The organism is Limnohabitans sp. Rim11, from assembly GCF_001269365.1.
In the GTDB taxonomy this organism is placed as follows: Bacteria; Pseudomonadota; Gammaproteobacteria; order Burkholderiales; family Burkholderiaceae_C; genus Limnohabitans_A.
This window is the reverse complement of sequence record NZ_CXOM01000002.1, coordinates 177976-198513: the sequence shown is the minus strand read 5'-3', so window position 1 is coordinate 198513 and position 20538 is coordinate 177976. Positions and strand designations below refer to the sequence as shown.

Sequence of the window (20538 nt, the reverse complement as noted above, 5' to 3'; positions counted from 1 at the left end):
CTCCCGAGAGAACCTGAAAGGAAAAAATGGCGAAAGAAGATTTGATCGAACAGATGGGCGTTGTGAACGAGGTTTTACCTGACACACGTTTTCGTGTGACCTTGGACAACGGACACCAGTTGATCGCTTACTCGGCAGGCAAGATGCGCAAGAACCACATCCGCATTTTGGCGGGCGACCGCGTCACCTTGGAGTTGTCCCCTTACGACCTCACCAAAGGCCGTATCAGTTTCCGTCACTTGGCAGGCCGTCCACCGGCAGCGCCGCGCACGCCTCGCACACCTTCCCGTTAATCTTCAGTTAGCCACTGGCTAACCTGCGCTTAACGCCGGGTGTGTTGCGAGTTGAGTTCGCTAGACCTTGAACTGGTCAATGGCACGCACTCTGGCTTCATGAATTTTTTCGCCAATAGCAGGGCCCATGAGGCCCTGTTTTTGCGCCTGTGCTGCAATGTCTGAGGTGATAACCGACAAAGCTGCACGCAACACTTCTTGCAAGCGCTGGGCTGGCGCATAAACCGTATTTTCAAATCCAAGCCGGCCCCGCGCATCGCACTCGCAGGCCAACAAAATGTCGGGCCAACGTTCGGGTTTGCGGATGGCATCGCAGCGCTCTAGCAGTCTCATCAGAGAGGCAGCATTCAAATCTTGACTGCGGTGAATGTTGCCGTGCTCTCGCGCCACTACATCGGACAGTTCTTTGCATTCCACCGGAATGCGCAATCGCTCGCACACTTGCTTGAGCAATTTGGCGCTGCGCTGTTCGTGACCAATGTGGCGTGGCCATTCGGCTTGCGGCGTGTTGCCTTTGCCTAAGTCGTGCATCAGGCAAGCTACGCGCACAGGCAATGAGGCATTCAGTTGTGCGCTCATGTCGAGCACCATCATGAGGTGCACGCCAGTGTCTATTTCAGGGTGGTATTCGGCGCGTTGGGGCACGCCCCACAAAGCATTGACTTCGGGCAACAGGACTTTGAGCGCGCCGCAATCTTTGAGCACTTCAAACATGCGTGACGGTTTGACGGTCATCAGGCCTTTGGCCAGTTCTTGCCAGACTCTCTCGGGTACCAAATGTTCAACTTCACCAGCATCCACCATCTCTTGCATGAGATTTAAAGTTTCGGGCGCAATGCTGAATTCTGGAAAGCGCGCCGCAAAACGGGCCACGCGCAAGATGCGCACAGGGTCTTCTCTGAAGGCCGTTGTCACATGCCTCAGCGTTTTGGATTGCAGATCTTTCAAGCCGCCGTAGGGATCGATACCGTGCGCTGTAAAGACCTTTGCAAACGCGCCGTTGGCGGTTTCGTTGTGCGCTTGGGCCAACATGCCTGAATGCGCTTCAGGCAAGGCCAATGTGTTGATGGTGAGGTCGCGCCTTGCCAAGTCTTCTTCTAAAGTGACCTCGGGCGAGGCATGAACGGTGAAGCCTTTGTAGCCCGGCGCGGTTTTGCGTTCGGTGCGGGCCAAGGCATATTCTTCGCGCGTTTGCGGATGCAAAAACACAGGGAAGTCTTTGCCCACCGTTTGATAGCCCTGCTGCGTCATTTGTTCAGGCGTAGCACCCACCACCACCCAGTCTTTGTCTTTGACCGCTTGGTGAAGCAAGGCGTCTCGAATGGCGCCGCCAACGCTGAAGATTTGCATGGCCATCTTGCTGAAAATCTAACGTTTATGGCTTGGTGCGGAAAGGCTCTTCAAAATCAATGAAGTCTTTTTCTGCCAAGGCTTCATCGATCCAAGCTTTCACGCCAGGCATGTTGCACAAGCGCTCTATGTAGGCCTGTGTTTCTGCACTGACGGGCAAAGCATAAGTTTTGATGCGCATCACCACGGGTGCAAAGTAAGCATCGGGAATGCTGAACTCACCAAACAACATCGGGCCTTTGTGCGCTTTTAAAAGCGATGAGAACAAGCTGTCAATGCGCTTCAAATCTTTGCGCACCGCTTCTTTGTCGCGCAGGGCCAAGGCGCCAATTTCTGGCAGAGACGCATCAATGTTCATGGGGCATGCGCTGCGAATGCCCGCAAAGCCGCTGTGCATCTCGGCACAGATGCTGCGTGCATGAGCGCGGTGTGCCACAGCAGATGGCCAAAGTTTTTTCTCGGGAAACTTTTCGGCTGCGTATTCGGCGATGGCCAAGGTATCCCACACAGCCAAATCGCCATCGACCAAGACGGGCACTTTGCCTACTGGGTTGATGTCTTTCAAACTTTGCTTGAACTTGGACTGTGCATCAAAACTATCAAAGCGCACCATGACTTCTTCGAAGTCAATGCCGGCTTGTTTGAGCATGACCCAGGGCCGCATGGACCAGGATGAATAATTTTTGTTGGCGATGTAGAGTTTCATGGACGTCCCTTAGCCCGGAAAACATCCAGTTTATGGCATGCACCTTTGTGGCTCAAATAGCTAGGGGCAATGCTGCCAAGACTGCTGGCTTGAATGTTCAGGTCTTGAAGACTTAAGGCTTTACCAGAAGCAATGTTGTCAACCGCCATAGAGCGCAGGTTGTCGCGACTCATGAGGGGCTGGCCTGGTGCCAATTCCATCAGGAAAGCTTGAAGCCAAGCGACGGTATGCGGAATGCCAAAGACCCAACGCCCTTGGCCGCCTTTCACGCCCGCCCATTGACCAGACTTTTGGACCAATTCTTTCAAGGTCAAGGTGTCGGGGCCACAAATTTCGTAGGTCTGTCCCGAGGTGTTGTTGTGCATGACGCAATGCGCCACCGCGCTGGCAACATCCTCGACCCAAACAGGTTGAAAGCGGGTGCTGGCGCCGGCCAAGGGCACCACTGGCGCAATCTGTTGAAGCTGGGCAAACAAGTTGAGGAACTTGTCTTCGGCGCCAAAGATCACGCTGGGTTGCAAAATCGTTAAATCTAAACCGGCTTGTTTCAGCACTGACTCGCCTTGTGCTTTGCTGCGCTGATACAGCGAAGGGCCTTGCGCGCTAGCACCCAAAGCGCTGATGTGAATCAAACGTTTGACACCGCTTTGTTGGCAAGCCGCTGCAATGATTTTGGGCAACTGCACATGCGCTTTGTCAAACGCCGCTTCAGAGCCATGCAAGATGGCAATCAGATTGATCACCACATCGTGCTGTGCCATGCACTGCGCCAAAAATGCTTGGTTGTAGACATCGCCTTCAAGCACCCGCACTTTGGGCATGCTTTGAATAGCCGCGGCTTGTGATGCGCGGCGCGTGATGACGGTCATGCGGCAGCCGATGCGAGTGAGTTTTTCGCAAACATGGCGGCCCACAAAACCTGTGCCGCCCAAAATTAAAACGCGTGGCTGAATGTTCATCTCTATCCCTCAGGGCAGTTGGCCCAAAGGGAGATGATACGCATGGAAAGACGTGTTGTTATTTGACCGTAGGATTGGCCAGCCATTGCGTGGCCAATTCGACCCAATACGTACCGCCCAGCGGGATCAGGTCGTCGTTGAAATCGTAGCTGGGGTTGTGCAAAGTGCAGGGGCCAGCGCCATGGCCCATTTCGCGGTGCGAGCCGTCGCCATTGGCAATGAACACATACGCACCGGGCTTGGCTTGCAACATGAAGGAGAAGTCTTCTGCGCCCATGGTGGGTTCTTGCGTTTGGACGTTCTCTGAGCCCACGATGCCGGCCATGACCTTGCGCGCAAATTCGGCTTCGGCTGGGCTGTTGATGGTGGGTGGGTAGTTGCGGTTGAAATGGAATTCGGGCTTGGCATCGAAAGCGGCGCACAAGTTGTCCGTGATTTGGCGCATGCGCGATTCAATCAGGTCGAGCACTTCAATGCTGAAGGTGCGCACAGTGCCTTGAATGACGCAGAAGTCGGGCACCACATTGGTGGCTTCGCCAGCATTGATCATGGTGACCGAAATCACGCCTGCATCGACCGGCTTTTTGTTGCGCGTGATGATGGTTTGGAAAGCCTGCACCAATTGGCAAGCCACGGGCACGGGGTCGATGCCGTTGTGGGGCAGGGCTGCATGGCTGCCTTTGCCGCGAATGGTAATTTTGAATTCGTTGCTAGACGCCATGACAGGGCCGGGGCTGACAGCAAAGCTGCCCATTTGAGCGCCTGGCCAGTTGTGCATGCCAAACACGGCTTGCATGGGGCATTTGTCGAACATGCCGTCTTTGATCATTTCGCGGGCACCACCACCGCCTTCTTCGGCGGGTTGGAAAATCAAATAGACGGTGCCATCAAAATCGCGGTGCTTGGCCAAATGTTTGGCAGCGGCCAACAACATGGCTGTGTGGCCATCGTGACCGCAAGCGTGCATTTTTCCTTTGTGCTGGCTGGCGTGCGCAAAGGTGTTGAACTCTTGCATAGGCAGGGCGTCCATGTCGGCTCTCAGGCCCACACCACGGCCGCAAGCACCGCCATCGCGGCCGTGCACCACTCCCACCACACCGGTTGTGCCCATGCCACGCAAAATGGGAATGCCCCAATCGGTGAGCTGCTTGGCCACCACATCGGCTGTGCGAACTTCTTGGAAGCACAACTCGGGGTGAGCATGAATGTCTTTGCGAATGGCCGCAATGCTGGCGGCGTCGGTCAGGATGGAGTCGATGATTTTCATGACCACAGTCTACCCAGAGTCTGGCCAATGCGCTACACCCCTTCAGAACGTGGGGGACATTGAAATTCAGGGTTATCCCCAGAATTCCACCGATTTAAGGCATGCCATTTCAATGCACCCCTTTTAGAATGAAGCCATGACCGATTCAGTCCTCGAAAAAAATGCCGTGGTGCGCGGCTTGTGTCCGCACGACTGCCCCGATACCTGCGCTTTACTGACCACCGTAGAGAACGGGCGCGCCGTCAAGGTGAATGGCAACCCAGACCACAAGCACACGCAAGGCGTGCTGTGCACCAAAGTGTCCAGGTACACCGAGCGCACCTACAGCCCCGAACGCCTGATGCACCCCCTGAAGCGCAGCGGCCCCAAAGGTTCGGGTCAGTTTGTGCAAGTGACTTGGGACGAGGCGATTCAAGACATTGCGGCGAGATTGAAATTAATTGCGGCCCAAAATCCTGAGGCCGTCTTGCCTTACAGCTACGCCGGCACCATGGGCTGGGTTCAGGGCGAGGCCATGGCCTCCCGGTTTTTTCACAAAATGGGTGCCTCGCAGTTAGACCGCACCATTTGTGCCTCGGCTGGCAGCGAGGGCTTGGTTTACACCTTGGGCGGCAAGTTCGGCATGAAGACCGAATTCTTTGCTGAATCTAAGTTGATTGTGATTTGGGGCAGCAATTCCATCACCAGCAACATCCACTTCTGGCGACTGGCACAAGATGCCAAACGCAACGGCGCCAAACTGATTTGCATCGATCCCCGTCAAAGCGAAACCGCCGAAAAATGCCATGTGCATTTGCCCATCAAACCCGGTACCGACGCCGCTTTGGCGTTTGCCATCATGCGCGAGCTGGTGGTCAACAATTGGCTAGACCACGACTACATCGAAAAATACACCGTGGGTTGGGAGGCACTGCGCGAGCGCGCCATGACCTGGACCCTAGAGCGCGCAGCAGAAGTTTGCGGCATCGACGCAGAACTGATTCGATCCTTGGCCAAAGACTGGGGCACCACCCCCCAAGCCGCCATCCGTTTGAACTACGGCATGCAACGCGTCAAAGGCGGCGCCAATGCGGTGCGCGCGGTGGCGTGTTTGCCTGCCTTAACGGGCGCATGGCGCAACAGAGCGGGCGGCATGTTGCTCAGCAATTCAAGTTGTTTCAAAGTCAACAAGCAAGACTTGCATCGGCCCGATTTGCTAGGCGCAAGGCGGCCGCGCATGATCAACATGACCACCATCGGCAACGACTTGAACCACCCTGGTAGTCCAGAATGGGGCCCGCAAGTCAAAGCCCTTTTGGTCTACAACAGCAACCCAGTTGCCATTGCGCCGCATTCGAGCAAAGTGGTGCAAGGCTTTGCCCGCGAAGACTTGTTCACGGTGGTCATGGAGCACTTTCAAACCGACACCGCTGACTACGCCGATTACATCTTGCCGGCCACCACACAGCTCGAACACTGGGATGTGCAAGGCAGCTATGGGCACACCGATTTGTTGTTGAATCGTCCCGCTATTGTCCCGGTAGGCCAAGCCAAATCGAACAGCGAAATTTTCCGCTTACTGGCCAAAGCCATGGGCTACACCGAGCCATGCTTTAGCGAATCGGACACGAGTCTGTGCCGCACCGCGGTGGGTACGGAAGTTAATTTTCAAACTTTGTTGGATGTGGGTTTTGTGTCCATGCCCGTACCCGATGCACCTTTTGCAGAAGGCGGATTTGCCACACCCTCAGGTCGCTGCGAATTTGTGAGCGACCGTTTGGCCTCTCAAGGTTTAGACCCCTTGCCAGATCACATCCCCAATTACGAAATGCCTTCTGCAGGTCATCGCTATCCCTTGGCCATGATCTCGCCCCCTGCACGCAATTTCTTGAACTCGTCTTTCGTGAACGTGGAAAGTTTGCGCGAAATAGAAAAAGAACCGCTGGTTGAAATTTGTTTTGAAGATGCCTCTGCACGCGGCATTGCCACAGGCGATACCGTCAAAGTATTCAATGACCGCGGCGAATACCACTGCAAAGCAGATGTCACAACGCGCGCACGCCCTGGTGTTGTGCATGGCTTGGGTATTTGGTGGCGCAAGATGGGTTTGAACGGCACCAATGTGAATGAAGTGACCAGTCAATTGTTAACCGACTTGGGCCGAGCGCCTGTGTTTTACGACTGCCAAGTAGAAGTGGCACTCTTGAAGAAAGCTTAATGTCATGGCAGAAATTTTGATTCAGCGCGCGCACACTTTGGGCATGGATAAAGCTCGCGCAGTTGCCGCTCAGTGGCAAAAAGAAGCCGAAGAAGATTGGGGTATGGACTGCACTTATGTGGCCAACGAAACGAACGATAAAGGCGAAGTGCAAGACCGCCTGAACTTTGAGCGCGCTGGTGCATCAGGCCATCTGTGCGTGACTGCTACGCAACTCAGTATGAAGTTGGAGTTGGGTTTCCTGATGGCGTCGTTCAAAGACAAGATTGAAGAGAAGATTTCTAGTAACTTGGACAAATTGCTGGCGTGAATAAATGGGGTCAGATCAACATTAATTTAGTCAATCAAAGGAGCTAAAGGCTAAGGGGGGCTTCCTCATACTGGAGTACCAGAAATCGTTCAGCCCCCCTTAGCCTTTAGCCCCTTTGATTAGAAATTAATGTTGATCTGACCCCATTTATTGAAATCTTCCAACAACCAAATAAGTTGAGAGGATAGGGTAGGGGCTCTGAACGATTTCTGGTACTCCAGTATGAGGAAGAGCCCCTACCCTATCCTCTCAACTGCTCTCTCACGGCAAGTCAGTATTCTCTTCAGGCGCCTGAGTATTTCGAGGCCCAACACTCCCCAAGCGAGCCTTCAAAGACTGCGGCTGCCCAGTAATGATTGCCGCGTAGTTGGTCGTGTTAGACAAAACCTTCTTCACATAATCCCGAGTCTCAGTGAAAGGAATGTTCTCCGCCCAAATAGCAGCTTCCAACACAGGCCCCTTGCGCCAATTGCGTGACCGACTAGGACCCGCGTTGTAAGCGGCAGCGGCCAAAGGCATCGAGCCATCGAAATCGTCGAGCACCAGTTTGAGATAACCCGTACCGATAGCGACATTGACTTCGTGATCCGTGATTTGCTGGGGCTGGAAATTGGTCATCCCAATTTTTTTGGCCGTCCACTTGGCAGTCGCTGGCATCACTTGCATCAGTCCTGCTGCGCCCACCACAGATTTGGCGTCCATGATGAAGCGGCTCTCTTGACGAATCAGGCCGTAAACATAGGCTGGGTCGAGTTGAATTTCTTTGGCTTTTCGAAGCACGGTGTCTTTGAGCGGCATTGGGAATCGCTGATCAAAATCGATTTGCGTCTTTGTTCTGTCGCTGGTGTTGATGCACCGATCCCACACTTGTTTGCTGCAGGCCAAGTCTGCAGCTGCCAACAAATCGCGCTCGCTCATGCCACCAGGCGTATGCAAATTGGTGGTGTAGTTCCATTCGCGATTGCCTTCTGAACGAAGACCCAAACTCAATGCATACAAAGCACGCTGAAGTCCGCCGTTTTGTGCAGCTTCCAATTTTTCTTGAGGGGTCAAAGCAGCGGGTTTGGCGGGCGCTGTGATGGACTGACCCAGTTCTTCAAGCGCCAATTGCTCATAGAAACCTTTCACACTGGCAATGCTTTGAAGTGCCGCTGTGGCCTCTGCACGTTGAGGGTCTGTGGTCGCTTTGTGCAGTGCCAACTGACCGCGTGCTTTCCAATAAATCCAAGTCGGGTCTTGCTTGCTGCCTTCCATGGCGTCAATGCTGGCTACCACCGCCTTCCAATCGCCTTGACGCAGGGCTGCGCGCGTTTTCCAAATGAGCAAATCGTCGTTCAAGTCTTGGTTGCGACTGACTTTGTTGAAATAGCTGTGCGCGTTGTCTTGAAGTTTTTGCGCCGCTTGTTTGCCTATGACCGCCCACACCCAGTTGTGCTCTTCTTTGGTGAGCATCAAGCCCCATTTTTTCTCAAGCAACTGCGCCGCTTTGTCGGGGTCGGTGTTGGCTACACGAATGAGGGCCAAGACCGACAGTTCCTTGCGCTTTTTGGTGATTGCCAAAATGCGTTTGTCTAAATATTTTTGTGGATCGGCTTGGATCAGGATGGCTTGCTTGCCTAGCTCTGTTGATTCAATGTTGAGCGCCAGTTGCGCGGCGCGGGGGCGGTTGTTGTCCATCGCCAAGCGGGCTTTGCGCCACACATCCAAGACGTCAATTTTCTTCAGGTCGTGGAGCTTTTCGGCGGTGTAAGTGCAGCCGTCTTCGGTGTCGCGGAAGGCGTACCAAAGACGCTTTAATTCTGCGGCTGTTTCGGGTTTAGAAATAAAGGCGTCGGTCGACAGGGCGTAGCAGCGCACCTCGCGGTCGTCGTTCATGCGAAAGCGGGGGTACTCCTGGGCGAAGGTGGCCCATTCGCGTTGCCTGCCTAGTTGCAACAACCAATCGTTGCGCAATCGGTCTTCGGCGTAAGTGCCTGCGTACTGCGTCAAAAATTGCTGAATTTCGGCGTCGGTGGCTTGGTCCAAGCGCACGCGCAGTTCCCAATAGGCGGCCCAAGACTCAAGGGCATGACCTTTAGCGCGTGGCAAAAGGCGCGCGAGTTGGTTCTTGTCGTTCTTTTTGAAGGCCTGATTCATCTCCAAAATGACGTCATCCGCCTTGTTTTGGACGTTTGTTTGACCCAAGGCGGGGTTCATGAACGAGAAAATGAGGACGGAGGCCCCAAGCGATGTCAAAATCTGTGTGAATTGCATAGGTCGATTATGGACAAATCAGAAGCCAAAAAACAAATTCGCCAAGACTTGTTGAATGCGCGCCTCAACATGACGGACCGCCAAGAACGGGTGGATGCCCTTCAGCGCGTGATGCGCATCTGGTTGTTTGGCCGGCCCGAGTTGGTCATTGGTGCTTATTGGCCCATCAAAGGCGAGTTTGATCCTTTGCCTGCGCTGCACCGTTGGAAAGAAGATGGCGAGTTGACGGGCGAAGCGCAATTGCGCCGTATTGGCTTGCCCGTGGTGGACAAAGTGAACAAAACCCTCACCTTCCACGCGTGGTATCCCGGTTGTCCCATGGAAGAAGATGCCTATGGCATCCCCAAACCCAAAGACACCGAAGTGATTGTGCCGACCCTTTTGTTTGTGCCTTGTGTAGGCTACACCGCAGGCGGTTATCGCTTGGGTTATGGCGGCGGCTTTTACGATCGCACCTTGGCCACTTTAGAACCCAAACCCTTCACAGTGGGATTGGGCTTTACGCAGGCCTATGTCGATGATTTTGAACCCGAGCCGCACGATGTGCCGCTAGATGCCATCTTGAACGACAACGGCGTGGTTTGGCCTGTGGGCTAAATCACCTCGCCATTGCGTATTCAAATGATAAAAAATTGAGATCACATCAGTATGGCAAGACCTAAATCCGCAACGCACGACATCAAACGCGATGCCATTTTGGACATCGCGGCCCAGTGCTTTGCCGACCGCAGCTATCCAGCTGCCAGCATGAGTGAAATTGCCACGGCTTGCGGCACGTCGAAGGCCCGGCTTTACCACTACTACGACAGCAAAGAGGCCATTCTGTTTGACCTGATGGACCGCTACACGCAGCGCTTGTTGTCTTTGATTGCGCTGACGGACGCCACCGCGCAACGCCGCAACTTGGACGACCGTGCGGCATTGCATGAGTTGATTCGCGCTTTTTTGCAAGAGTACGAAAGCTCGGCCACTCGGCATGTAGCGCTTCTGAACGACACACAGTTTTTAAGCGACGTGGCCGATGAGAGTTTAGGAACCCCCGGTATTTCGCCTCGCGAACTGATTTTGAACCGCCAGCGCGATGTAGTGGCCGCAGTTACCCGCGCCTTGCGCCGCGCCTATCCCGGCCGCCTCAATGCCAGCAACCAAACCGCCATCACCATGATGCTGTTTGGCATGATCAACTGGACCTTCACCTGGCTGCGCCCCGGCGGCCCTATCTCGTATGTGGCCTTTGCCGAAGAAGTCATCCTCCTCCTCGAAAAGGGCTTAAATTAAATGGGGTCAGATCAACATTAATTTCCATTCAAAGGGTCCAAAGGCTGAGGGGGGCTGAACGATTTCTGGTACTCCAGTATGAGGAAGCCCCCCTCAGCCTTTGGACCCTTTGAATGACCAAATTAATGTTGATCTGACCCCATTTAATTTTTCTCGAAAGCCAACCATGCTGATTCGCAACAACGACGATGGATTCATTCATCCCTTGAGCAGTGAGATCACGAGCAAAGATGCCTATTCAACGCGGCGAGAGTTGTTGCGTCAATGGAGTGCGGGTGCAGCAGCTGCAGGCTTGGCGGGTTGGGGGCACCGTGAAGCTTTTGCGCAGGGCAATGCTGCCGCGAAATTGGCGGCGCTGCCGGCCAGTCAATCTGCCGTTCAAGGGGCCATGACCGTTGAGAAACTCACCTCTCAAAAAGACGCTACCACGTACAACAACTTCTACGAATTTGGCACCGACAAATCAGACCCCGCACGCCAAGCGCACACCTTGAAAACATCGCCTTGGACCATTGAGGTGGAAGGCTTGGTTAAAAAACCAACGCGCTTTAATTTGGAAGACATCATGAAGTGGGGCGCAATGCAAGAGCGCATTTACCGCTTGCGATGCGTTGAGGGTTGGTCCATGGTGATCCCCTGGATTGGTTATTCGATGTCCGACCTCATCAAACGCGTCGAGCCTTTGCCTGGCGCCAAGTTTGTTGAGTTTGTGACGCAAGCCGATTCGCAAACCATGCCGGGTTTGAGGGGCGGTTTCTTAGATTGGCCGTATGTCGAAGGCCTGCGCATGGACGAAGCCATGCACCCTCTGACCTTGCTCACCTTTGGCATGTACGGCGAAGTCTTGCCCAAGCAAAACGGTGCGCCAGTTCGCTTGGTGGTGCCCTGGAAATACGGTTTCAAGAGTGGCAAGAGCATTGTCAAAATTCGATTTGTTGACAAGCAACCCGTCGTCTCATGGGCCAAGGCTGCGCCCCAAGAATATGGTTTCTATTCCAACGTCAACCCCACCGTGGATCACCCGCGCTGGAGTCAAGCTTCAGAGCGCCGCATTGGTGAGGGCGGTTTGCTCGACAAAAAACGCAAGACGCTGATGTTCAACGGCTACGAAGCGCAAGTGGCTTCGATGTACACCGGCATGGACTTGGTTAAAAACTTTTGAACCTGCGCAACGCACTCAGGCATGCATGGGCCAAGCCATTGTTGCTGGGCTTTTTGTTGTTGCCGTTTGCGTTTTTGGTGCAAGGTATTTTTGAACAAAGCTTGGGTCCTAATCCTGCCGAATATTTAATTCGATCGACAGGCGAACTGGCGCTTCGGATGTTGTGCCTCACCTTGTTGATTACACCTCTGAGGGTTCAATTTACTTTGCCAGAACTGGCGCGGTTCAGGCGAGGGCTGGGCTTGCTGACCTTTTTCTATGCCTTCATGCATGCGCTCTGCTACAGCCTACTGGACATGGAACTGGTGTGGAATGACATCGTCAATGACATTGTGAAGCGGCCCTTTATTTTGGTGGGTACGTTGAGCTTTGTGTTGCTGAGTTTGCTGGCAGGCACGTCGTTCAACCGCGCTGTGAAGACATTGGGGGCTCAGCGCTGGCGTAAGTTGCACCAGGCTGTTTATGTCATTGCAGGCTTGACCATCCTGCATTTCTTTTGGATGCGTTCAGGCAAGAAAAACTACGAAGAGGTGATGGTCTATGGCGCTATCCTGGGCTTGTTGCTGGGATGGCGTGCCTGGCACACATGGAAAAATTGGCAAGCTGCCAAGCGCAACACTTAATTAAATTTTCATCAAGTGTTGCTTGGGCCAGGATCAAGCTTTGACCAAGTGCTCGCCCACAAACGTTTGAGCCACAGTCTCGCGATCGCGAATGACATGCACCTCTGTGCCATCAATTAACACTTCGGCCGCGCGGCCGCGGGTGTTGTAGTTGCTAGACATGCTCATGCAATAGGCCCCTGCAGACAACACGGCCAAGGTATCGCCTGCTTGCACATTGAGCGTGCGATCGCGGCCAATCCAGTCGCCGCTTTCGCACACAGGGCCCACCACATCGACCAAAGTGCCTTCGCCAGCGCGCGGCGTGACGGGCAAGATTTGGTGAAAAGCTTGGTACATGGCCGGACGGGGCAGGTCGTTCATGGCGGCATCGATGATGCAGAAGTTTTTTTGCTCGCCGGGTTTCATAAAAACAACCTCGGACAAACACACACCCGCATTGCCCACCAAAGAGCGACCCGGTTCAATCATGAATTGACGCTGGCCATAACCACGTGAATCTAACTTGGCAAAAAGTTGCTTCCACAACTGATCGGCAGCAGGCGGTGTATCGCCGTTGTAATCAATGCCCAAACCACCGCCAAAATCGATGTGGTGAATGGGAATGCCGGCAGCTTCAATGTCGGCAACCAAATCGAGCACGCGGTCCATCGCGTCCAAATAGGGCGTGGCCTCCGTAATTTGAGACCCGATGTGGCAATCGATACCCACCACCGCCAAGCCTAGCAACTGCGCAGCGCGCTGATAGGTTTGCAATGCGCTTTCGTGCGCCACACCAAATTTGTTGCCCTTCAGGCCGGTAGAAATGTAGGGATGCGTTTTGGGATCGACGTTCGGGTTGACGCGCAAACTGACGGGAGCTTTTTTGCCCAAGGACAAAGCCACTTCGTTCAGCACTTCCAGTTCGGCTTCGCTTTCAACATTGAAGCAGCCAATGCCCAGCTCTAACGCCTGTTTCATTTCGGCGCGAGTTTTGCCCACGCCCGAAAAAATAATTTTGGACGGCTCACCACCTGCGGCCAAAACGCGGGCCAGTTCGCCGGCCGAAACAATGTCAAAGCCACAGCCTGCTTTGGCAAAGATTTGCAACACGGCCAAATTGGAATTGGCTTTCATGGCGTAGCAAATTTGCACCTTGCGACCTTCAAAGCCGCGTTGGTAGGCCGCCAAGGCCGACAGCATCGACGCTTTGGAATAGGCAAACACGGGTGTCCCCATTTGTGCGGCCACGTCTGAGAGTTTGACGCCCTCCATGCACAAGTTGTTGCCCTGGTAGGCAATGTGAGGTTGTCCTGGAATGTTGGGGGCTGTCATGGTGTTTTGGCCGGAGGCGTGGGAGAGGGAGGAGGAGAGGGAGGTTTGGGGCTGCTTGGCGCCGGTGAAGTCAATTGAGGCGTTAAAGTTTGCAGCAAAGTGGCGCGGTCTGCAGCCATCGGGTCTTGCGGGTGAACCAAGGGCCCTTTTTGACCGCAAGCCGACAAAGCCACCGCACAAACCCCAAGGGCTTGCGCAATGACTAAAATTCTAGAAACTTTGAACATGTGACGATTGTAATGACCGACCTCGAATTTCTAGACACCGCCGAACGCCTTTTGTCACGCATCGAGGCCAGTTGCGACCGCATCAACGACGAAACCGATGCCGACATCGACAATCAGCGCGTGGGCGGCATGATTACCATCACCTTCAGCAACCGCTCGCAAATCATTGTGAATTTGCAAAAACCATTGCACGAAGTGTGGATGGCCGCCAAGTCTGGGGGCTATCACTACAAGTTCAAGGATGACCTATGGCAAGACACCAAAGGTCAGGGCGAGTTTTTTGATAACTTGTCGCGTTTTGCGACAGCGCAATCAGGCACTTCTTTGCAGTTTTAAGCCTGGGCAAAGGCTTCAAAAAAGCGCCATGCCTGACATGCCTGAAATGAATTTAGTTTCGGAATAAATCCATAATCTTTTTGCGCTCATCGGTTTCAGGCAGCGCGCCGCCTTTGTCTGCGCCTACGCCCAAGGTGCTGACCCCGCCGCCCTTGGCGTACTCTTCAAAGTACCAATCGCCATTCAGGTACAGCAAACCTTCAGGCGCAATGGCGTCTGAAATGGGCATGTTTTTAAGGGCAGTTTCCATGAAGTTGATCCAAACCGGCAAGCTTAAGCCGCCGCCGGTTTCGCGATCGCCCAGCTTGCGCGGCGTGTCATACCCAATCCAGACCACCGCGGCCAAGTTGCGGTGATAGCCAGCAAACCAAGCGTCCATGGAGTCGTTGGTGGTACCGGTTTTGCCGTAGATGTCGTCGCGCTTTAAAGCCACACGTGCCTTGGCCGCTGTGCCAGAGCGCGTGACCTCTTGCAACAAACTGGTCATGACAAATGCATTGCGCGGCGTAATGGCGCGGTTGGCTTCGTCCAATGGCGCAGGCGGTGAATCCACCAAAATTTTGCCTTTGTGGTCTGTGATGCGGGTAATCAGGTGCGGCTGCACGCGCACACCGCCATTGGCAAACACCGAGTAGCCTGCGACCATTTGCATGGGGGTCACAGAGCCAGCGCCCAAGGCCATGGTGAGGTAGGCCGGATGTTTTTCTTCGTCAAAACCAAACTTGGTGACCCATTCTTGTGCGTTGCGTGTGCCAACAGCTTGCAAGATGCGGATGGAAATCATATTTTTTGATTTGGCCAGACCTTTCCGCATGGTCATCGGGCCTTCAAACGTGCCGTCGTAGTTTTTGGGTTCCCAAGGCTGACCGCCTGTGACGCCGGCGTCAAAAAACAAGGGTGAGTCGTTGATGACAGTGGCGGGCGTAAAGCCTTTTTCTAAAGACGCTGAATAAATGAAAGGCTTGAAACTGGAGCCGGGCTGGCGCCACGCTTGAATGACGTGGTTGAATTTATTTTTTGCAAAATCAAAGCCGCCTACCAAGGCCTTGACCGCGCCGTCTTGCGGGTTGATGGCCACAAAGGCGCCTTCAACTTCTGGCAGTTGGGTAATTTCCCAAGCGCCCTTGGGTGTTAGTACCACGCGAATGACTGCGCCGCGTTTGATTCTGATGTTGGGCCCGGCTTTGTCAGACAAACCAGACTGCGCAGGCTTGAGGCCATCACCCGTGATTTCCAATTGCTCCGCGTTTTGCCGAACCGCCACAATTTTCTTGGCATTGGCTTCGAGCACCACGGCCGACATGACGTCGCCATTGTCGGGGTGCTCTTCTAAGACGTCATCGATGGCGTCTTCCATCTCCTTGGGGTTGTCGGGCAAAGTGATGAATTTTTCGGGGCCTCTGTAAACTTGACGGCGCTCATAGTCCATGATGCCTTGGCGCAAGGCTTGGTAAGCGGCAGTTTGCTCGGACGACTGCAGCGTGGTGTACACATTCAAGCCGCGGGTGTAGGTCTCTTGACCGTATTGCGCAAACATGAGTTGTCGCACAGTTTCTGCAACATACTCGGCATGGATGCGATTTTTGTCTTGGCTGTGGCGAATTTTGAGCGTTTCGGCCTTGGCTTCTTGTGCTTGCTTGGCAGTGATGAAACCATTTTCTTCCATGCGCTCAATGATGTACAACTGGCGTGAGCGGGCACGTTTGGGATTGCTGATGGGGTTGTAAGCTGAAGGTGCTTTGGGCAGGCCAGCCAACATGGCCGCTTCGGCAATGCTGATGTCTTGGAGGGGTTTGCCAAAGTAAGTTTCGGCTGCTGATGCAAAGCCATAAGCCCGGTTGCCCAAGAAAATTTGATTCATGTAGATTTCAAGAATCTGATCTTTGGTCAGCAAATGCTCTAACTTAAACGTCAACAAAATTTCATAAATTTTGCGCGTGTATGTTTTTTCTGTAGACAAATAAACATTGCGCGCCACCTGCATGGTGATGGTCGAAGCGCCTTGGCTTTTGCGTTTGCCCAAGTTGGCAATGGCCGCCCGAATTAAGCCCAAATAATCCAAACCACCGTGCTGATAAAAACGCGCATCTTCGATGGACAACACCGCATCTTTCATGACTTGCGGAATTTCTTTAATGGGCGTTAGGTTGCGACGCTCTTCGCCAAACTCGCCAATCACCGCGCCATCTGCGGTAAAAACACGCAGGGGCAACTTGGGGCGGTACTCGGCCAAATCGGAAGTGTCTGGCAGTTGTGGATAGGCCATCACCATGGCGACGCCCACCACCATCAAGATGGACAACACACCTGCGCCCACCAATCCCAAAGCCCACAGGCAAACCCTCAGGGCCCAGTGCAAACGCGGGGCTTCTTGAAGCTCAAGTTGATCGGGTGAAGAAGAGGATGATTTTTTTGGCATGGATGTGGCGGGAAAAACCGCTGACCGCATTATAAAAACTGCTGGGCAGATGGCGGAATTTGCATGTTGCGCAATGCAACTGAATTGCCAGAGATTGTAGTCTTTTAGAGGGGGCAAGGGCAGTTCAATCAGGGCTTGTGTTGCTTCCTTTGAAAGCCCCCTTTGAACCCTATCGCCAAATTGAAGTTGCTAGCGCTGTCGCCCCCTGCTTTGCATGTGGGGGTCTGGCAAATTTCAAGTCATCCCTTAGAAGCCAAAGCACAGCATTCAGATGTCCTGGATACCCATCAAAGCAGCTGGGCGGTCACCACCGTCAAAAGCGCCAAGGTCACTGTGCAAAGGGGCTTGTCCTTGCGCCACTTGTTGCACTTGAGCTTGAACCTTGGTGACGACCATCAAGTGGCCAATCCAGCGCCCCATCCATCGATCAATCCAACTTGGAAGCCAGAGCCATTGTCCATTCAAGAATCAGCCATCAGCCTAACCTTGTTCTTGCCGGACCATCACTTTTGTACATTTCAAATGCCATGCATGCCGCAATGGGGCCCCCAAGACATAGAGGCCGAAAGTCGCTTGGAAGCTGCACGTCTCATGGGGCGTCCTATGGAAGATGTGAGTTTGGATTTCCAAGTGCATGGTCTGCCAGAAGGGACCATGTTAGCCACTGTCATGGCGTGCGAGAGTGCCCTGGTTCAAGCGGCCATGGCCATGTTTGAAAAGCTAGGCTTCAAATTAAACAGCCTAAGCAGTCATTCTAATTTGCAAGCGTATGCCCTTGGCTGGAAAGTAGCGCCCGAATTTCTAAATTCAATGGTGCATGGCAAGGTGGCAACATGTTGAATGTCTTGCGGCTAAGCCAAGCACCACAGCAACCCAAAACGCTTTGGATTGTGGCCTGCCTATTTGGCTTTTTGTTGGGCATTGCTTGGACCCTTTGGCAAACCCATTGGGCTGAGTTGAGCCTGCCACTTTTACGCCAAGAAAAGGCGCTATGGACGGCTCAGTTGCTACAAAAGCAACCCACCCAAACTGACCTAGAGGCCTTGCAGTTCAGTTTGACGCAGGCCACGCAAAGAGTTCAGGCACTCGAAAAAAGGCAAAGCATGCGCCAAGATTTGGAGGAAGTTCAAGCGCTGTTGTTTACCAAAAAACCAATTCAAAACAGCCATCCAATTCGTTTGCAAAAACTGCGTTGGCAAGGCGGGCATTTTGAATGGGAGGCTTCGACTTTGTCGCCCGAAGCGTTGCAGGCTTTGTTGTTGCAAACCAGCCAGTTTGAAAGGTGGCACACACTGCCCAAACTGGTTCAGATGCAAAGTGCTACGGGCCTGGATGCGGTTGTTTCGAATGCGTCAAATGCGTCAACTTCGAGTCCCAAAATAGCGTCTCAAAGTATGGTCTTCAAGCTCGAAGGTCAAATTGAAGCAGATGTTTCAAACTTGCCCTGGGTGTTGCAACAGCCATGAACTTTCAAGATATCAACGAGCGTATGGGGCGTGGTCTGCGCGTTATTGTGTGGCGTTGCTTGCCTCAAATTTCTTTGTTGTGGCGCAATGGTTTACTTTGGCAGCAGGCCCTTGTTCGGTGGGGCGTAGGCCTAAGCTGTGTGTGTTTGTCCGCTGCTTTATTGAATTTGATTCAACTGTTTCTGCACCAAACAGGTCTCTGGGTCAACCAAGCAGTGCTCAATCAAAACTTGATGCATGAGCTTGAAACCCTAAGACCACAAGCCCTTCAAGTGCAAGCAGAGGGCGCGGCCAGAGCGCAGGTGATGCTGCAAAAGAAATCGGCCCTCCAAGACTTGAACGCGCAATCGGATGCCGTGGTGGCGCACTGGCCCAATTCAGCCCTTCGCATGCCCTTGCTCAGTCAATTGCAGACTTTGGCCATGCAACGCGGCTTGCAAGTCATTGAGTTGAAAGTTGCGCCTGCACCGGACAGTCATGGTTTTGAAAGCTCGCGGGTTCTTTTTCAAATGAAAGGCTCAGAGCGGTCGACCTACGCCTATTGGCTCTCTTTAAATCAGGTTTTTTCCAATGGCATCTGGCTGAATTCGTCTTGGCTGCGGCAAGCAGATGGGGAGTACCTCATGGCGGCACAACTTCATTTGTGGTGGGATACCGAGGATGCTTTTACGGACACGGGCGTGGAAGTTCGGTGGCAAGACCCCTTGCTTCACAAATCAATTCTGAGCGATTCAAATTCAAAGCCCAATGACTTGGGGGTTCATGTTTTTCCAGATCACAGTCATGCTCAGATGCATTTGGTTGGGTCTGGGTTTTCGGATTCCACATGGGCGTTGGTCAAGTCGGGGCAACAAGTGTTGCCAGTTCAAACCGGGCAGTACTTGGGGCGTGAGCGCGGCAAAGTTCAATTTGCCAATGAGCAAGGGCTTTGGGGCGAGGTTGACGATGGCCCACTTCAAAAACTGTTGGCTTGGGAGCAGGCCAAGCCATGAGATCTGCCGCTCTATTTTTCAAACGGTTTGTCTTGCTCTGTCTGTCCTTCGCATGCATGGTCTCAGCGCTGGCATCATCAGAAGCCAAGCTGAAATGGAATTTTCAAAACATCGAAATCAAAGCCTTGCTTCAATCCTTGGCAGAAATTGGCCAACACAATCTAATCGTTGCCGATGGGGTGGTTGGGCAGGTGAGTTTGCACTTGCGCGACATGACTTGGCGCGAGGCGCTGCAAGTGGTGGTCAGCTCCAAAGGCTTGGTCATGACCGACAAGGCGGGCGTCTTGTGGATCAGCTCACCAGCGCTGACCGCAGAAAATTTACAAACCTTGGCCGTGCCTTTGAAATACGCCAAGGCCCTAGACATTGCGCAGCGTTTGCAAGCGGCCTCAGCAGGTGGCGCTGGCGGTGGCGGCGCTGCAGGCGCAGTGTCGCATCGCTGGATGAGCGCCAAAGGCACCGTGATGGCAGAACCCAGAACCAATCAACTGTTTTTTTTGGACACGCCTGCCTACCTTAAGCAGCTGCAAGCGGTTATCCAGCAATTGGATGTGCCGGTGCGGCAGGTGTTGATAGAAGCCAAAATAGTGGAAGCAGAAGAGCAGTTTGGCAAATCGCTGGGCACGCGTTTGGGGGGTGCTTATGCCGCCAGTTTTGCGCCGCCGTTTTCGAGTTCCGGACGCCCTGTCAATGTGGCATTGGGCGCCCAGGGCTTGCCTACAACTGGAGGAGTTCAGCCTGGCTACATGGTTAATTTGCCAGCGGGCCCGGCCGGCCAAGCGCTGTATGCGCCGCCCACCTTTGCCGTGTCATTGTTCAACGCCGGCGCCAACCAGTTTTTGAACCTAGAAATTTCGGCCATGGAAGCCGATGGCAAAGGCCGGGTGGTGGCCAGCCCTCGGGTGATCACGGCCGATCAAACCAAGGCGCTGATTGAACAAGGCACAGAATTGCCTTATCAAGTGAGCAACGGCAATGGCGCCGCCTCCATTTCATTTCGCAAAGCCAATTTGAAGCTGGAAGTGACCCCCCAAATTACGCCAGAAGGCGCCGTGGTGTTGGAACTCGACATTGCCAAAGACAGTGTGGGTCAAATTACCACTGCAGGCTATGCCATCAATACCAAACACGTCAAAACCCAGGTCTTGGTAGACAACGGCGGCACGGTGGTCATTGGGGGCATTTTGGAGGCTGCCGACAAGGACGATGTGGCCAAAGTGCCAGGTTTGGGGCAATTGCCCGGGCTGGGCTGGTTGTTTAAAAGCCAACAATTGACCCAAAGAAAAACCGAAATGTTGATTTTTGTAACCCCCCGTGTGCTCGCTGACGCTGTGCCCTCGGCCGCCTCGAATACACTCGGAGGATCAACCTTTCCATAGCTTTTTC

20 protein-coding genes are annotated in these 20538 nt (G+C 53.5%); 12 read left to right on the top strand and 8 right to left on the bottom strand.

All coding sequences use genetic code 11. From position 1 onward, the window contains the following. Window positions 1-26 precede the first annotated feature (26 nt). Complete coding sequence (gene infA, locus AMM03_RS05670) at window positions 27-293, top strand: translation initiation factor IF-1 (RefSeq protein WP_055361682.1); 267 nt, start codon at window positions 27-29, stop codon at window positions 291-293. Between the two features lie 60 nt (window positions 294-353). Here the strand turns inward: infA and AMM03_RS05665 are convergent, their stop codons facing one another. Genes AMM03_RS05665 through AMM03_RS05650 form a run of 4 tightly spaced genes read right to left on the bottom strand, consistent with a single transcriptional unit; the run spans window position 354 to window position 4575 of the window. Next, on the bottom strand, window positions 354-1643 hold the full coding sequence (locus AMM03_RS05665) for a multifunctional CCA addition/repair protein (RefSeq protein ID WP_090130630.1): 1290 nt from the start codon (window positions 1641-1643) through the stop codon (window positions 354-356). A gap of 25 nt (window positions 1644-1668) precedes the next feature. Continuing rightward, a complete protein-coding gene (locus AMM03_RS05660; protein WP_090129508.1) occupies window positions 1669-2349 on the bottom strand; it encodes a glutathione S-transferase family protein in 681 nt (226 codons plus the stop codon). Next, window positions 2346-3308, bottom strand: a complete 963-nt coding sequence (locus AMM03_RS05655; protein ID WP_090129507.1) for a complex I NDUFA9 subunit family protein — start codon at window positions 3306-3308, stop codon at window positions 2346-2348. The genes AMM03_RS05660 and AMM03_RS05655 overlap by 4 nt, the downstream gene beginning before the upstream one ends. Before the next feature lie 58 nt (window positions 3309-3366). Beyond that, window positions 3367-4575: a M20 aminoacylase family protein gene (locus AMM03_RS05650; RefSeq protein ID WP_090129506.1), complete on the bottom strand. Its 1209-nt coding sequence runs from the start codon at window positions 4573-4575 to the stop codon at window positions 3367-3369. Between the two features lie 136 nt (window positions 4576-4711). On the opposite strand from AMM03_RS05650, the gene AMM03_RS05645 reads away from it, so the two are divergent. Both AMM03_RS05645 and AMM03_RS05640 read left to right on the top strand, forming a co-directional pair. After that, entirely contained in the window at window positions 4712-6772 is a 2061-nt protein-coding gene (locus tag AMM03_RS05645; RefSeq protein WP_090129505.1) for a molybdopterin-containing oxidoreductase family protein, read from the top strand. A gap of 4 nt (window positions 6773-6776) precedes the next feature. Then, entirely contained in the window at window positions 6777-7082 is a 306-nt protein-coding gene (locus AMM03_RS05640) for a polyhydroxyalkanoic acid system family protein (protein WP_090129504.1), read from the top strand. A 261-nt stretch (window positions 7083-7343) separates the two neighbouring features. Here AMM03_RS05640 and AMM03_RS05635 read toward each other — a convergent pair whose 3' ends face one another. Next, window positions 7344-9335 carry a lytic transglycosylase domain-containing protein gene (locus AMM03_RS05635; protein WP_090129503.1) on the bottom strand — a complete coding sequence of 664 codons (1992 nt, stop codon included), beginning with the start codon at window positions 9333-9335 and terminating at the stop codon, window positions 7344-7346. Window positions 9336-9344: 9 nt separating this feature from the next. On the opposite strand from AMM03_RS05635, the gene AMM03_RS05630 reads away from it, so the two are divergent. The 4 genes from AMM03_RS05630 to AMM03_RS05615 all read left to right on the top strand — a co-directional run bounded on the left by AMM03_RS05630 (window position 9345) and on the right by AMM03_RS05615 (window position 12398). After that, window positions 9345-9932 carry a 5-formyltetrahydrofolate cyclo-ligase gene (locus AMM03_RS05630; protein ID WP_090129502.1) on the top strand — a complete coding sequence of 196 codons (588 nt, stop codon included), beginning with the start codon at window positions 9345-9347 and terminating at the stop codon, window positions 9930-9932. 51 nt (window positions 9933-9983) lie between these two features. Further along, complete coding sequence (locus AMM03_RS05625) at window positions 9984-10613, top strand: TetR/AcrR family transcriptional regulator (protein WP_090129501.1); 630 nt, start codon at window positions 9984-9986, stop codon at window positions 10611-10613. Between the two features lie 166 nt (window positions 10614-10779). Then, window positions 10780-11775 carry a protein-methionine-sulfoxide reductase catalytic subunit MsrP gene (gene msrP / locus AMM03_RS05620; protein WP_090129500.1) on the top strand — a complete coding sequence of 332 codons (996 nt, stop codon included), beginning with the start codon at window positions 10780-10782 and terminating at the stop codon, window positions 11773-11775. Beyond that, on the top strand, window positions 11772-12398 hold the full coding sequence (locus AMM03_RS05615; protein ID WP_228764582.1) for a protein-methionine-sulfoxide reductase heme-binding subunit MsrQ: 627 nt from the start codon (window positions 11772-11774) through the stop codon (window positions 12396-12398). The genes msrP and AMM03_RS05615 overlap by 4 nt, the downstream gene beginning before the upstream one ends. A 33-nt stretch (window positions 12399-12431) precedes the next feature. Here AMM03_RS05615 and lysA read toward each other — a convergent pair whose 3' ends face one another. Both lysA and AMM03_RS05605 read right to left on the bottom strand, forming a co-directional pair. Then, window positions 12432-13712, bottom strand: a complete 1281-nt coding sequence (gene lysA, locus AMM03_RS05610; RefSeq protein ID WP_090129499.1) for a diaminopimelate decarboxylase — start codon at window positions 13710-13712, stop codon at window positions 12432-12434. Beyond that, a complete protein-coding gene (locus AMM03_RS05605; protein ID WP_090129498.1) occupies window positions 13709-13939 on the bottom strand; it encodes an LPS translocon maturation chaperone LptM in 231 nt (76 codons plus the stop codon). Before AMM03_RS05605 ends, lysA begins: the two co-directional genes overlap by 4 nt. Window positions 13940-13951: 12 nt before the next feature. Here AMM03_RS05605 and cyaY point away from each other — a divergent pair, with 12 nt between their 5' ends. Beyond that, entirely contained in the window at window positions 13952-14275 is a 324-nt protein-coding gene (gene cyaY, locus AMM03_RS05600) for an iron donor protein CyaY (RefSeq protein WP_090129497.1), read from the top strand. 52 nt (window positions 14276-14327) lie between these two features. Here the strand turns inward: cyaY and AMM03_RS05595 are convergent, their stop codons facing one another. Then, entirely contained in the window at window positions 14328-16694 is a 2367-nt protein-coding gene (locus AMM03_RS05595) for a penicillin-binding protein 1A (protein WP_090130626.1), read from the bottom strand. A 162-nt stretch (window positions 16695-16856) separates the two neighbouring features. On the opposite strand from AMM03_RS05595, the gene AMM03_RS05590 reads away from it, so the two are divergent. The 4 genes from AMM03_RS05590 to AMM03_RS05575 are packed head-to-tail and all read left to right on the top strand — an operon-like array spanning window position 16857 to window position 20531. Beyond that, complete coding sequence (locus AMM03_RS05590) at window positions 16857-17534, top strand: type IV pilus biogenesis protein PilM (RefSeq protein ID WP_090129496.1); 678 nt, start codon at window positions 16857-16859, stop codon at window positions 17532-17534. Further along, window positions 17528-18160, top strand: coding sequence for a hypothetical protein (locus AMM03_RS05585; protein ID WP_090129495.1), 633 nt, complete (start codon window positions 17528-17530; stop codon window positions 18158-18160). Before AMM03_RS05590 ends, AMM03_RS05585 begins: the two co-directional genes overlap by 7 nt. Further along, window positions 18157-19152 carry a hypothetical protein gene (locus tag AMM03_RS05580; protein ID WP_090129494.1) on the top strand — a complete coding sequence of 332 codons (996 nt, stop codon included), beginning with the start codon at window positions 18157-18159 and terminating at the stop codon, window positions 19150-19152. The genes AMM03_RS05585 and AMM03_RS05580 overlap by 4 nt, the downstream gene beginning before the upstream one ends. Beyond that, a complete protein-coding gene (locus AMM03_RS05575) occupies window positions 19149-20531 on the top strand; it encodes a type IV pilus secretin PilQ (RefSeq protein ID WP_090129493.1) in 1383 nt (460 codons plus the stop codon). Before AMM03_RS05580 ends, AMM03_RS05575 begins: the two co-directional genes overlap by 4 nt. Window positions 20532-20538 lie beyond the last annotated feature (7 nt).